Raw genomic sequence first — 12,792 nt, 5'->3', positions numbered from 1 at the left:
GACAAGCCCCTCTCATTTTTTAATTGTATATATAAAAGGCAATGCCTCTTATACCCCTCGCAACTACTCTTTGAGCGAGCCTACCAGCACACCCTTTACGAAGAACCGTTGAAGGAACGGATATACGCAAAGGATCGGAGTGGTAATGATGATGACAAACGTCATTCGGAGCGCTTCCGGCGTTACGCCCCGCAGCTCCATTTGGGATTGGCTCATGTTTTGGATGGACGATCCGCCGCTTGAACCCGTCATGGTCTGGAAGGACGCTTCGCTGATCATTTTGTTCAGGAACGTCGCCGCAGGCTGAAGGTTTTCTTTCGAGATGAAGAACTGCCCGGTAAACCAGTCGTTCCACACGCCAACCCCTACAAACAAAGCTATGGTTGCGAGTACCGGCATGGATAGCGGGAGAATGATGCGGGCGAACACCTGCAGCTCGCTTGCCCCGTCGATTCGTGCCGACTCCGACAAGCTGGGAGGGATCCCGTCGAAGAAGGTCTTCATCACAATCGCGTTAAAAAAGTCGTACAGCACGGGCAGCACAAGCACCCAATACGTATCGATAATATGAATTTGCCGGTACAAGATGAAAGTCGGAATCAATCCGCCGCTGAACAAAGTCGTAAAGAAGAAGAAAAAGACGATGTATTTCCTTCCCGGCAGACCCTTCCGAGAAAGACCGTAAGCGAGCAAGGAAGTCAGCATGACGGAGCATAGGGTAACGATTACCGTCCTTGAAACGGAAATCCAAAAGGCATTCAAGACCTGCGGATTATTAAATGCCTTGGAGTAGTTCTCAAGCGTAAATACGCGAGGGTATAAGTAAATGCCGCCTTTCATCGCGTCATAGCCGTCATTAAACGAAAGCGCCAAAAAATAAACAAAGGGGTAGAGTGCCGTCAGGCAAAATAGGAGCAGCACGGTATAATTCAAGGTCGAATATATTTTATCGGCTGCCGACATTCTTCTCGTGCCCATTCCCGCACCTCCTAAAATGAATTATCACCCTAATGGCCGTTCTGGCCATTGTGATGATTCATACTTCGAAAGCAAAATCCTAAAATGAATTGTGAAGCAATAGATTCATGCAGAGATTGTCTTTCTTCACCATAAAGACACGTCGCTTACTTTCTTGGCTATCTTGTTGACCGTTACAATGAGGATCAGCGAGATGGCCGATTTGAACAAGCCGATCGCCGTGGAATAAGCGAATTGTCCTTGCTGGATACCCGTCTTGAGCACGTAGGTGTCCAATATCTCAGAGACGCTTAAGGTAGCTGGCGTCTGCATTAGCCATATTTGGTCAAACCCGGCATTCAGAATGCCGCTTAAGGAGAAGATCAGCAGAATGCCGATCGTAGGCACCAAGGTTGGCAGCGTGATTTTGAACAATTTGCTCCAGCGGCCCGCCCCGTCCATTTCCGCGGCTTCATACAAGTGTGGATCAATGTTGGTCAGCGCGGCCAAATAAATGATCGATCCCCAGCCAATGCCCTTCCAGATATCGGAGGAAATAACGAGTGGATAAAACAAGGACGGCATTCCCATAAAAAAGATCGAATCGAGTCCCATTTTTTCACGGATGTCATTCACAAGACCAACGTTGGGAGAAAGAATCTTTTGCATCAGCGTTACGACAACGACCCAGGATACAAAGTGGGGCAGGTAAGAAATCGTTTGGAAGATCCGCTTTATTTTGCTGCGCATCACGGCGTTAAGCATTAAAGCGAGAACAAGCGGTGCCGGAAATCCGAACAGCAGCTTAAGACCGCTGATCGACAGCGTATTTTTGAGGACGGAATAAAAGTTGGAATCATTCAAGAACTGCTTGAAAAACCGCAGTCCTTCCCATGGACTTCCCATTATTCCGAGGTTGTACTTGAAATCTTTAAATGCGATCAAGACGCCATACATCGGATAATAGCTGAACACCAAATACCAAATAACAGCTGGAAGCATAAATAAGTACGCATGCCTGAAATACCAAACTCTAGACCAAGTCTGGTTCTTTTTTTTGGGTATCGGCATAACTTCGACTTTTGCCTCATTCACAATCATTGTCTCTTCCACCTCCTAAAATGGATAACACACAATCGCGGAATCGATAACTCTCCCTCACAAGGTGAAAGCGGTTTCATATATATTAATATAATATATTTAATATATACAATCAATACGACCAATGAACGAATTTAGGGGGAATTTGGGCAAAAAAGCCTGTTTTTCAAACAAAACACAGGTATTCCTTCTATTTTCTATCCCGCTTATTTCACATTAATCTATATAATATATTAAATATGTTTGTCGTATTGTGTAAGATCGTGGAGTATTTAGTCGCATTAACGCTAATCCTTGCTTTCGCCGGCGAGACTTTAGACATGGCCGCACGGCGGAAGCGCCATTCTCACAACCTATGTTCGTCCCCCTGTCCGAAGCGTAAGAAAGACAAACATGACCGTAACTTCGCCGTCACATGATTGGTATGCAAGCCCATATACTAGAAGTAACAACACATGGGATAAGGGGCTGTATAGGCATGAGAAGCAAGGCGCGCAAGGTAGCGATCGTCGGGGTTGGCAATGTGGGTTCAAGCTGCGCGTATTCCCTTATCAATCAGTCGATATGCGACGAGATCATGCTAGTTGGACGGACACCGGACCGCGCAGATGCACAAGCGCTCGACATGTCGCATGGCATGGATTTCATCCATTCGCGCACAAAAATCTATACCGGAACGTATGAGGATTGCTCGGATATGGACGTCGTTATTCTGTCGGCCGGCGGTTATCCGCCAAAAGGCCAGGACCGGATGGGAATGTTAAGCACGGTCGCCGACATCTATGGTCATGTCATTACGCGGATTATGGGCAGCGGGTTTAACGGTATTTTTCTCGCGGCGGCTAATCCGGTTGACGTGGTTACTTATGTCGTATGGAAGTTGTCGGGACTACCCCGCAGCCAAGTTATAGGCTCCGGCACATCCATTGACTCGGCCCGGCTCAAAACGCTGCTCTGCGAGCATTTCTCCGTTGATCCGCGCAGCGTGCACGGCTACGTGCTGGGCGAACACGGAGAATCCCAATTCCCCGCATGGTCGCATGTGACGATTGGCGGCAAGCCGATTCGGGATATTCTGACCCAGCATCCGGTCCGGTTCGGTCATCTCAAGCTGAATGAAATTGCCGAACAGACCAAAAATGCAGGCTGGGAAATTTACACCCGCATGGGCTCCACCCACTACGGCATCGGCAATGCGCTTGCCTATATCACCCGCTCCGTTCTGTACGATGAACACCGCATTATCGCCGTCTCCTCTATCCTCGAGCAGGAATACAACCAGACGGGCATTGCGGCGGGCGTTCCCGCCATCATTACACGCAGCGGCGTTAAAGAAATCATTGAGCTTAATTTGACGCCGGAGGAAGAGCGGCAGATGGCTCTTTCATGCCGTATCATTCGCGGGGCGATTGAGCAGTTGAAGCTGGGGTGATACAATGGAGGACATCCTTCTTATTCTTACTATCCGGGAGATAACCTACCTTATGTCTTTGAACCAGCTTACTGATCAACAGCTGCAGGAAGCAATCGCAAGCGGAGGCTCTGTGCTTGTTCTGTACCGCAGCACCTTCTGCACCCCTTGCCATACGATTGCCGGACAGCTAGAGGCCGCCATCCCTTCCCTTCGCGGAGAGATGACCGTTGCTTCGGTTAACATCGATCTGTTCCCGCAGACAGCCGCTCCGCTGGAGCTGCGCGCCGTTCCTGCCATGGCCTTGTATAAGGATGGCCAGCCGATTACGGTGATGCGGACTTTCGTGGCCTGCCAGTCGTTTATCCAAATTCTTAGCCATCGCATGAAACAATAGATTGATTATTCAGATAACATCAAGTATGATGGTCGTTATATAACATCGAGGAACGGGACAGTAGCAAGACGATGACCATGAGCAGCGAGCCGGGTTGGTGAAAGCCGGCGATGGCGCATTTTGCGAAGAGGACCCGGGAGATGGCTCGCCGAACCGATTTCATTTTCAGTAGGCCTGCCCGGTTCAGCACCGTTACAACGGCGAGATGCTTATTGCAGCGCGTTTATTTAACATTTCCGCCTGCTTATAAGCAACAAGAGTGGCACCGCGGGATTAACCCCCGTCTCTTACGAGACGGGGGTTTTTTATTTTAACACCATTTTTCAGGAGGAATACCCTTATGTTGAAAGAAATGATCGCCGCCAGCCTGGCGGAGCACTGTACCTTATCCAGTCAGCAGATTGCGGAGCTTCTGGAGTTCCCGCCTAACGAGCAGCTTGGAGACGTCGCTTTCCCCTGCTTTGCCTTGTCGAGGCTGATGAAGCAAAGCCCTGCGCAAATCGCCGGACAATTAGCCGCATCCCTGCCGGAGAGCAGCCGGTGGACGATATCCGCTGCCGGTCCCTACCTGAACTTCAAGTTCAACCGCCCCGTGGTAATAGAGCAATTCGTACGAAATGGCGGAGCGCAAATACCGGAGATTGGCGGAGGCAAACGCGTTATAATCGACATGTCCTCCCCCAATATCGCCAAGCCGTTTGGCATCGGGCATTTGCGCTCGACGATGATTGGCAACGCCCTTTACAACCTGCTCCGCAAGGTAGGCTACGATACGGTTAACGTTAATCATCTGGGCGACTGGGGCACCCAATTCGGCAAAATGATTACGGCTTACCTGAAATGGGGAGACCCCGCCGGCAAAGCCGAAGATCCGATTAAAGCCTACCTCGAGCTTTATGTCCGTTTCCATGAGGAAGCGGAGCGCCAGCCGGAGCTGGAGACGGAAGCACGGGAATGGTTCGTCAAGCTGGAGAGTGGCGACCCGGAAGCTAACCGCTATTGGCGCATGTTTATCGAGGATAGTCTGGCCGTCTTCAACAAGCTGTACGACCGCCTTGGCGTAGCTTTTGACCATTACCTTGGCGAGAGCTTTTATAACGACAAAATGGATGCGGTAGTCGATCAGCTGACCCGTCAAGGCTTGCTCGAGGAAAGCGAAGGCGCGTTAGTGGTACGGCTGGATGAAGAAGGACTGCCGCCTTGCATCATCAAAAAATCCGACGGCTCCTCAATCTACGCCACGCGTGATCTAGCCACCGCGATCTACCGGCACGAGCAGATGCAGGGCAATGAGCTGCTGTACGTGGTTGGCGCGGAGCAATCCTTGCATTTCCGCCAGCTCTTCCTGGTGCTCGAGCGGATGGGCTTCGATTGGGCGAAAGAATGCAAGCATATCCCGTTTGGTCTGATGCTGATGGACGGGCAGAAAATGTCTACCCGCAGAGGAAAGGTCGTCTTCCTGGAGGATGTTCTGGATGAAGCGGCCGCGCATGCTCTGCGCATTATCGAGGACAAGAATCCTACGCTCACGGGTAAAGCGGAAGTTGCGGAAGCCGTTGGCGTTGGCGCCGTTATCTTTGGCGACCTGCTCCACTCGCGGCTTCATGAAGTGAACTTCTCGCTGGAGGACGTCGTTAACTTCGAAGGAGAGACGGGTCCTTACGTGCAATACACTTACGCAAGAACGCAAAGCCTGCTGCGCAAAGCTGGCAGCGGCGGTCCTGTAGAACCTGGTCAAAATGCCGATGCTGCCGATTACCAATATACCGAAGGAGACCAATCCTGGCAGCTGGCGAAGGCCTTGATGCGCTATCCGGATGCGCTCGCGCAAGCCGCGCAGCGTTATGAGCCTTCCGTCGCCGCCCGTTATCTGATCGAGCTGGCCCAGACGTTCAACCGGTTCTATCACCACGAGAAAATTATTACCGGCAATGCTGCCGAACAAGCAGCAAAGCTGGCGCTTGTCCGCATGACGGCCGAAACTCTCGAGGACGGACTAAAGCTGCTGGGAGTCAAAGCGCTGAAGGAAATGTAAGAGCACAAAGGGGCAGTTCGCAATAGAGGACGCGCCCCTTCCCAAGCATAAAACGCGGTTTTTTATGGATTTATCCTATAAATGCGGTCTTCAGTACCTAATACGGTTATCTCCACCTTATAATAACGCTCAATATACGCGCACACAGCTGCGTAAATGTCTGGTTTACCGGTAATAAGCCGATGGTTAGGAGCTGAATGCTCATGAATTAGCAAATCTGAAATGATACGCGCGCTCTGTATGCCAATCTCCATATAACTTCTTATAGCTGACTTTAAATTTTCCGAAAGATAAAAAGGACCGTTCTGTGAAGTCGGGAGAGGCTCGTTCCAGCTGAATAAATCTCTTTCTGCTACTACAGCTGCTTGTTTGGGAGACGTTTTTTCTTCAAAAGTTAGTTTACTAGGGAGTATTCTGATCCGATTCTGTTTCAAGTGGCGTATTTGTTTTTCAAGCAGCGGAAGACCAAGCTTAATTTGTACGGCCACCGGCGTTGGAATACTATCCACTTGAAGCAACTCCGGATCCATGACCCATTTATTTCTCCACTTTGTTAGAAGCTCGTCCAATTCATAATCAATGGCATCAAACCCCTTTTTAACCGCAGCAACAGCAGCTGCTCCAATGCCTAAGTGTTCTTTTAAATGCTCTATTCCAAAAAACTTCGTTTCGCCAGTCGTTTTATTCTTTACCTGGTGCTGATATCTTAGCGGCCTGCCGCATTCGCACCGTAGATCCACTCTGACATGGCCACCATCGATATACCCCAGATAAATCCAGTCTTGCAGTAATCGTTCAATTTCTGCCGGATCAGAATCCTCCGGAATATGAAAGCCCTTCTCTTTGGCCATGACATTAGCAAATACAGTCCGGTGCCCGCGAACAAGATAGTCCGATAAATACTGCCGCTGCCGATCATTGAGTTGAGCTAATATCTGATCTCGTTCTTCAACGCTAAGTATCATGACCTGCCCTGCCCCTTCCGTTTTGATTATAACTTCCTTTGTTGGATCTCGTATTCCTCTACGTAATTGCGGTATTCTTTTCCCCGGCAGTAATTGACGATATCCTCCTGGATCTCCGGGTACAGCACAATGGAAGGCAGCTCCGAAATCGGGATCCATTTGACCCCGATCTGGGTGGGATCAGAAGTATTTCTCACGCTTCAACGCCGCCCGCCGGCAGGTTATAATGCACGCCGTCGTCATGATCGTTCTTGAACTCGATCAATAGAATCGCGTCGTTCTCCACAATTAATGCGCATGCCCGAAGACGAATCTTTTCCAAGGTATCCCCTGCCTTCGCTTATTATTGTTCCACTTGTTTGACCGGGACTTTAATGGGTTCATCGAAACTGGAAACCGTATGTACGGTGTTGAAGAGTAAAACGAGATGAATCAGCATCAGCAGCTTAAATACAATGGGGTATTTCTTTTGAATAAATCGAATAAGAAAGCATACGGCTAATGCAATTACAGCACCTACAATCATCATGACTCTAATAAAGGTAAAATTGATCTGAAATAAATAGGATATAAAGATTGAAATCCAGGTATAGCTTTGCATCCAATAAATAAAGAACAACAGGATGTAAAACAAAATATTAGTCAGTAATTTAATAACGCGCATCGTACCCTCCATACTCAAAAAAGCTTCTAACAGCCGCAGTTACCATTATAGCTGTTCCATATCGCTCAGTGCTTCATATTCTTTTCCGCGATCGCTACTTTCCTTGTTTTTCCAATGTATATAGTAATAGGTTTATACAGCGGATCATGAGACGGATTGAAAGCGGGGTGTGCGCATATTGAAGTGGACAAAAGCTTGGAAAATATCGGCGGGCGTTCTCGCCGTGGTTATTCTTTTTACCGCGGTGCAGCTAATCCAGCTCTACCATAACCGCAGTTCTGCGGTGTACCAGCGGATTATTAATCACAATGGATATAGCCTATCCCTAGTTAAGGAAAGCGTTGCGGTGGAGTTTTTTCTAAAGCCGGAATGGATTCCGAAGGAGATTGGCGAAACCAAGCTTAATCTTGTTGTAGCAAAGAAATTTGACTCTGACATTGTTTTGGAGAAGGTCGGCAAACGTGAAAAGGATATTTACATCCAGCTTAATGTTGTTCCCCATCCGAACCCGAAATCCGGGCAAATTCTAAATATTGCGCTAATTACCAACGACAGCTTCATCAATACAAACGGCCCGGAGTGGCAAATTACCGATACAACCGGGAAAGACCTGCTCGGAGGAACTTACGGGGGCGGCGAAGGTCCGGGAAATGCTATATCCGTTGATATCCCTGACACGGAGCTCTCAAAATTTACTCAAGGAGCTCATGTCCGCTTCTCTGGTTTTTATTTATACGGATATACAAAGCTTAACCAATCGACTATTGCTATTTGGCTGTCAGCTCTTATCCCCCTCCTCGTTATTGTCTGTCTGATTATGCTTTACCGCAAACGCTCGGAACCGGAGAAAAACCTGGGCTGGAAGCTTATCGGCCATATGCTGCTTGGCGGGTTTACATTTACCTTAAACGGTTTGCGGCTGCCGCTTGGTTTTGCCGTATACCTGTTATTTTTCCGAAAACCTAGGCCCAATCTCTCGATTAAGGATAAGGCTGCCCTGCTTGGTTTAACCGTGTATATCCTGCAAATCATTATGCCTCCTGTTATGAATCATTTCGATTCGGTACCTAAACAGAGCATTTTGCGTAATGTATCGGTCGAACAGCTTGGAATGGATGGCTTGTTGAAGATGGTTATCGGCCGCGCGCCGGTAAGCAATCAGGCCAGAGTTGAGAGCTTTGAGACTGTGCTTGCCGAGAATGGCGAGGTGAAGGAGCTAGTGTTTCAATTCGTTGATCCTGTTGCAAACGGCCGCTATACCCACATAAGCTCTGTCTACCATGCTTCAGAACAATCCGTTACACTGAAGCGCTACACATCGGATGAATGGCCGCAATTTTCTCAAACTGTCCTAGCCGATAACTTTATCATTAGGGTCAAGGAGCTTGAATTGTTGAAGCTAAAACCCGCAGGCGGCGATCACCGGTATGTAAAGATTGAGTTGGATCCGTTATTCGCGAGTTATGCGATGAAGAATGAGTCAAACTTTGGCGTGAACGAAAAAGGCGTCTACCCCATTGGAGATAATCAGCTCCCGGTGACGGCAACCCGCCTGATCGTATGTGCGCCGCAGTCTTTAGATAAAATGTCCGTGTGCGAGGACCAGATCAATTATTACTTTAACATCGTGGAAGGCGGAGCGCTGGAATAAATATCGTCTCGTAATCATCATAACGACAAACGGCTTCTGCCGGGGTGAATCGCAGTCCTTGAGGACGAGGGTTCACACTGGCAGAAGCCGTTTCATCATTTTTAGAAAGCTTAAGCTCTCATGGAAGCAGGAATAAAATCATGCTCATTCACTTGACGGTCGAACAGCTCTGCATTTTTCTCAAAGCAGCCGCAGTAGTAGTCTTTCATGCACAGCGGGCATGGAACGTTGAGCAGACGCGTTACGCCTGTCAGATGCCACTCTGGTTTGTTGCTGTAGAAAAGTCTTGCTCTGGAGCCGTCGGCAAGCGTCATAATGTACTGGAATAAACCGGATTTCAGGTCTTTGTCCGCTAAGGTTACGCTCTTAATTTGAAGTTTCGAATTCAAGATCTTCACCCTTACTTTTCGTATTCAAGCTTGTGTAATAATACCCTTTATAGCGCCTGAAGTCAATATTTGCGGCATGGGATGCGGCCCTAACGCCTACTGTACTAATTTTTGTAACAGTTCGCGAATTAGGGTATAATCAAGGTTGCACATACTTACATGCACAGGAGGTGCACCTCACTCATGATCAAACTGGGTATTCTCGACCAGTCGCATATTAACGAAGGACAGAATGCGGCTTCCACGTTGGCGGACACGACCCGTCTTGCACAAGAAGCGGAAAGACTAGGATACGGCCGTTACTGGATCTCCGAGCATCATGCCGGCAAAATGCTATCCTTCTCCAGCCCGGAGATTCTAATCGCCCATCTGGCGGCAGCAACCTCGCGCATCCGCGTAGGCTCCGGCGGCATCATGCTTCCGCATTACAGCTCCTACAAAGTTGCCGAGAACTTCAAGCTACTGGAAGCTCTTCATCCGGGCCGCATCGATGTTGGTCTCGGACGCGCCCCTGGCGGCATGCCAACGGCGACCCGTGCGCTGCAGGAAAACAAGTTTGTGGATATTAACAAGTATCCACAGCAAATTATCGATTTAATCGGTTACCTTCGAGGAAAAATGCCGGAAGGTCATCCTTTTGCGGGGCTGCATGCCGCCCCTTCAATCGAACAGGTACCCGAGGTCTGGCTGCTTGGCTCCAGCTATGAGAGCGCCCGGATTGCCGCTCAGCTCGGAACGAACTACGCGTTTGCGCAGTTTTTCGGTACGCCGGGCGGCGAGACCGCGATGAAGCATTACCATGAAAACTTCGAGCCGTCCGTGCTGTACGACAAGCCGCATTCGATGATCGCCGTGCTTGCCATTTGCGCGGATACGGAGGAAGAGGCTAACGAGCTTGCGCTCAGCACGGATCTATTCTTCCTTCTGCTGGAGAACGGCATAGACCAGCTTAGCTTCCCTTCCGTAAAGACAGCCTACGATTATCCGTATACGGAGTCCGACCTGTACCGGATTAACCGGGCTCGCGAGCGTCGCATTATCGGCACACCGGAACAGGTTAAAGCCGGTATCCTGAAGATGGCCGAGCAATACCAGGCCGATGAGGTGCTCGTCATGAGCTCGGTCCATAACTTCGAAGCACGCGTGAAGTCGTATCGCCTGATTGCCGAGGCTTTTGAACTCAAGGGATAAGCCCATTGAAAGGAAACTTGGCGTCCTTGGCGTCCCCACCACTTTTGCTGCGGTCCATTGGATTTTGTCCAGTAAAATAACCAGAAGAAGAGGCGAATTGAGGCTACGTTGGATTCCATCCAGCGTAATGCGCTCTATTCGCCTCTTTGCTTCTAGTGGATGAAATCCAACGTAGGAACATAAATCCCATTTTACGGCTGATTTCGTTGGATGAAATCCATTGTAGCTGCTACGCGGATTTCTAAGACGGTATCGGAAGTTGCTCCATTCAACCCACCAAGCTATATATTGCGATATTCCAGCATAAACGGCAGCCCAGAGGCTACTAGAGACTACTCCTCGTAGATCATTTTTCGCGTCATGCCGCCATCGACTATGAGATTGATACCTGTCACGAAATCATTCTCCGGATCCGTCAAATAGAAGCAAGCACGCACGATATCATCGGGTCTGCCTACTCGCCCCGCCGGATGCTGCGAATGATCTTCCTCGCGCAGCGCTTCGTAATCCCCGTTCTCGATCCAGCCCGGGCTGATTGCATTGACTCTCACACGATCGGGTCCCAGGGATACGGCCAGTGCATGCGTCAACGCAACGATGCCGCCTTTGGAAGCCGCGTACGCCTCGGAATTCGGCTCGGACATCAGCGCCCTCGTGGAAGCCAGATTTACAATGGAGCCTCCGCCGCTCTCTCGCATGCGTTTACCCGCTTCTTTCGAGCAGAGAAAAGTTCCCCGCAGGTTGGTGTTGAGCACATAATCCCACTCGTCCAGGCTCAAGTCAAAGGGTGATTTCCACTTCCCTAAGCCCGCATTATTAATCAACACGTCGATTCGTCCATATTGCTCGTCAATTGCCGCGAACGCGGCTTCAATCTCTTCAGGGCGGCTAACATCAACCGTAAATCCAATGGCATGACCGCCTGCTTCAACAATACGATCCACCGTCTGCTTCACCAGCCCGGCATCGCGGTCAACGGCCGCAACCTTGGCCCCTTCGACTGCATAGGCAACGGCCAGCGCTGCGCCGATTCCTTTGCCCGCACCCGTTATTACAGCAACTTCCCCTTCAAACTTCATCCCTATCGGACTCCTTTCTTAGTACAGTATCCGCCATAGATAAAAGGTCGCGTAAGATTCCCAGCCCTTCCAGCCTTCCGCCATTTGCCTGATCTCGCTGATGGCCGGCTTCGCCTCACTGCCCGTCAGAGCTTTAATCGAATTATGAAGACCCACATCCGCGATCGGAAAAGCATTCGGCAAGCGCAGGCAGCGCATAAGAACATAATTCGCCGTCCAAGGCCCAATGCCGCGGATCCCCGTCAGCTGTTTTTCGATTGACGCAAAATCTCCAAGCGCAAGCAAGCTTTGCTTGTCTAAAGAGCCCTCAGCCATAAGCTTGGCTACGCCAATGAGATACTCGGATTTTTTCGCGGTCATTTGCATGGACGCCATATCTTCCGGCTTTAACGTGGCAATAGTCTCGGGAACCGGAAACTGCCAGAATGTCCTGCCCTCCCGCTCCACGCTTTGCCCGTATGCCTCCACGAAGCGCCGCTTGAGCGTGTAAGCAAAAGCCAGATTGATCTGCTGCCCGATAATTCCCCAGCATAACGCCTCGAACAAATCCGAAATCCCGACGCTTCGCAGGCCATGAAAACGTCCAATCGTATGAACCAGCAGCGGGTCCTTCTCCGCCATTTCGTAAAAAGGCAGCAAATCCGTATCGAAATCAAACCACTCCCGGATATAAGCTTCGATCCCCCGCTGCCGTTCATCGCTAACCTGCTCCTCGCCAATGACCCGCACAAGCAGTCCGCCATTGCCCGACTCTTGAATCTCAACCGCCGCGGGCTCTTCCCCGCTGCCTGAAGGAATAAGCCGGTAAACGGCATCCCCCTCCACCTGATACAGCGGCTCGTTCGCCGATCTGCGCAAATAATTGACCGTCTCTTTATAGCTGAAGGGCTCCGGCGTTTCGATATGCAGCAGCAGTGACTCCGTCATGGACATCCTTCCCTTTTCCTCTATT

General features: G+C 49.8%; 14 protein-coding genes and 1 other annotated feature. Of the genes, 5 read left to right on the top strand and 9 right to left on the bottom strand.

Going from position 1 to position 12,792, the window contains the following annotated elements:
• Window positions 1–63 precede the first annotated feature (63 nt).
• Window positions 64–978 carry a carbohydrate ABC transporter permease gene (locus tag WFJ73_RS13940; protein WP_336773650.1) on the bottom strand — a complete coding sequence of 305 codons (915 nt, stop codon included), beginning with the start codon at window positions 976–978 and terminating at the stop codon, window positions 64–66.
• A 126-nt stretch (window positions 979–1,104) separates the two neighbouring features.
• Window positions 1,105–2,058 carry an ABC transporter permease gene (locus tag WFJ73_RS13935; protein WP_336773649.1) on the bottom strand — a complete coding sequence of 318 codons (954 nt, stop codon included), beginning with the start codon at window positions 2,056–2,058 and terminating at the stop codon, window positions 1,105–1,107.
• A gap of 478 nt (window positions 2,059–2,536) precedes the next feature.
• On the opposite strand from WFJ73_RS13935, the gene WFJ73_RS13930 reads away from it, so the two are divergent.
• The 3 genes from WFJ73_RS13930 to argS all read left to right on the top strand — a co-directional run bounded on the left by WFJ73_RS13930 (window position 2,537) and on the right by argS (window position 5,901).
• Complete coding sequence (locus tag WFJ73_RS13930; RefSeq protein WP_336773648.1) at window positions 2,537–3,490, top strand: L-lactate dehydrogenase; 954 nt, start codon at window positions 2,537–2,539, stop codon at window positions 3,488–3,490.
• A gap of 52 nt (window positions 3,491–3,542) precedes the next feature.
• On the top strand, window positions 3,543–3,866 hold the full coding sequence (locus tag WFJ73_RS13925) for a thioredoxin family protein (RefSeq protein ID WP_336773647.1): 324 nt from the start codon (window positions 3,543–3,545) through the stop codon (window positions 3,864–3,866).
• Between the two features lie 39 nt (window positions 3,867–3,905).
• Window positions 3,906–4,157 (top strand) — a binding site (T-box leader).
• 49 nt (window positions 4,158–4,206) lie between these two features.
• Window positions 4,207–5,901: an arginine--tRNA ligase gene (gene argS / locus WFJ73_RS13920; protein ID WP_336773646.1), complete on the top strand. Its 1,695-nt coding sequence runs from the start codon at window positions 4,207–4,209 to the stop codon at window positions 5,899–5,901.
• A gap of 62 nt (window positions 5,902–5,963) precedes the next feature.
• On the opposite strand, the gene WFJ73_RS13915 is transcribed toward argS, so the two are convergent.
• From WFJ73_RS13915 to WFJ73_RS13900, 4 genes are read right to left on the bottom strand one after another with little or no spacing between them, the layout of a single operon-like run.
• A complete protein-coding gene (locus WFJ73_RS13915; protein WP_336773645.1) occupies window positions 5,964–6,866 on the bottom strand; it encodes a DUF3895 domain-containing protein in 903 nt (300 codons plus the stop codon).
• Window positions 6,867–6,892: 26 nt separating this feature from the next.
• On the bottom strand, window positions 6,893–7,063 hold the full coding sequence (locus WFJ73_RS13910; RefSeq protein WP_336773644.1) for a hypothetical protein: 171 nt from the start codon (window positions 7,061–7,063) through the stop codon (window positions 6,893–6,895).
• Window positions 7,060–7,188 (bottom strand): hypothetical protein, encoded by a 129-nt coding sequence (locus WFJ73_RS13905; protein ID WP_336773643.1) that lies wholly within the window; start codon window positions 7,186–7,188, stop codon window positions 7,060–7,062. Before WFJ73_RS13905 ends, WFJ73_RS13910 begins: the two co-directional genes overlap by 4 nt.
• Before the next feature lie 21 nt (window positions 7,189–7,209).
• Window positions 7,210–7,530 (bottom strand): hypothetical protein, encoded by a 321-nt coding sequence (locus WFJ73_RS13900; protein WP_336773642.1) that lies wholly within the window; start codon window positions 7,528–7,530, stop codon window positions 7,210–7,212.
• Window positions 7,531–7,708: 178 nt separating this feature from the next.
• Here WFJ73_RS13900 and WFJ73_RS13895 point away from each other — a divergent pair, with 178 nt between their 5' ends.
• Complete coding sequence (locus WFJ73_RS13895; RefSeq protein WP_336773641.1) at window positions 7,709–9,181, top strand: hypothetical protein; 1,473 nt, start codon at window positions 7,709–7,711, stop codon at window positions 9,179–9,181.
• A gap of 110 nt (window positions 9,182–9,291) precedes the next feature.
• Here WFJ73_RS13895 and WFJ73_RS13890 read toward each other — a convergent pair whose 3' ends face one another.
• Entirely contained in the window at window positions 9,292–9,570 is a 279-nt protein-coding gene (locus WFJ73_RS13890; protein ID WP_041613660.1) for a hypothetical protein, read from the bottom strand.
• Between the two features lie 183 nt (window positions 9,571–9,753).
• On the opposite strand from WFJ73_RS13890, the gene WFJ73_RS13885 reads away from it, so the two are divergent.
• A complete protein-coding gene (locus WFJ73_RS13885; protein WP_336773640.1) occupies window positions 9,754–10,761 on the top strand; it encodes an LLM class flavin-dependent oxidoreductase in 1,008 nt (335 codons plus the stop codon).
• A 332-nt stretch (window positions 10,762–11,093) separates the two neighbouring features.
• On the opposite strand, the gene WFJ73_RS13880 is transcribed toward WFJ73_RS13885, so the two are convergent.
• Both WFJ73_RS13880 and WFJ73_RS13875 read right to left on the bottom strand, forming a co-directional pair.
• On the bottom strand, window positions 11,094–11,840 hold the full coding sequence (locus WFJ73_RS13880; RefSeq protein ID WP_336773639.1) for an SDR family NAD(P)-dependent oxidoreductase: 747 nt from the start codon (window positions 11,838–11,840) through the stop codon (window positions 11,094–11,096).
• 18 nt (window positions 11,841–11,858) lie between these two features.
• The gene (locus WFJ73_RS13875; RefSeq protein ID WP_336773638.1) at window positions 11,859–12,767 is read right to left on the bottom strand and encodes a DNA-3-methyladenine glycosylase family protein; all 909 of its coding nucleotides are present in this window, start codon (window positions 12,765–12,767) and stop codon (window positions 11,859–11,861) included.
• Between the last annotated feature and the right edge of the window lie 25 nt (window positions 12,768–12,792).

It is taken from the genome of Paenibacillus sp. MMO-58 (genome assembly GCF_037146255.1).
Taxonomy (GTDB): Bacteria; Bacillota; Bacilli; order Paenibacillales; family Paenibacillaceae; genus Pristimantibacillus.
The sequence above is the reverse complement of the archived record's forward strand: the minus strand, read 5'-3'. Positions and strand labels throughout refer to the sequence as shown.

Coding starts and splice junctions, on each gene's coding strand:
- WFJ73_RS13940 (WP_336773650.1), bottom strand. CDS start 978: ATGGGCACGAGAAGAATGTCGGCAGCCGATAAAATATATTCGACCTTG.
- WFJ73_RS13935 (WP_336773649.1), bottom strand. CDS start 2,058: ATGATTGTGAATGAGGCAAAAGTCGAAGTTATGCCGATACCCAAAAAA.
- WFJ73_RS13930 (WP_336773648.1), top strand. CDS start 2,537: ATGAGAAGCAAGGCGCGCAAGGTAGCGATCGTCGGGGTTGGCAATGTG.
- WFJ73_RS13925 (WP_336773647.1), top strand. CDS start 3,543: ATGTCTTTGAACCAGCTTACTGATCAACAGCTGCAGGAAGCAATCGCA.
- argS (WP_336773646.1), top strand. CDS start 4,207: ATGTTGAAAGAAATGATCGCCGCCAGCCTGGCGGAGCACTGTACCTTA.
- WFJ73_RS13915 (WP_336773645.1), bottom strand. CDS start 6,866: ATGATACTTAGCGTTGAAGAACGAGATCAGATATTAGCTCAACTCAAT.
- WFJ73_RS13900 (WP_336773642.1), bottom strand. CDS start 7,530: ATGCGCGTTATTAAATTACTGACTAATATTTTGTTTTACATCCTGTTG.
- WFJ73_RS13885 (WP_336773640.1), top strand. CDS start 9,754: ATGATCAAACTGGGTATTCTCGACCAGTCGCATATTAACGAAGGACAG.
- WFJ73_RS13880 (WP_336773639.1), bottom strand. CDS start 11,840: ATGAAGTTTGAAGGGGAAGTTGCTGTAATAACGGGTGCGGGCAAAGGA.
- WFJ73_RS13875 (WP_336773638.1), bottom strand. CDS start 12,767: ATGACGGAGTCACTGCTGCTGCATATCGAAACGCCGGAGCCCTTCAGC.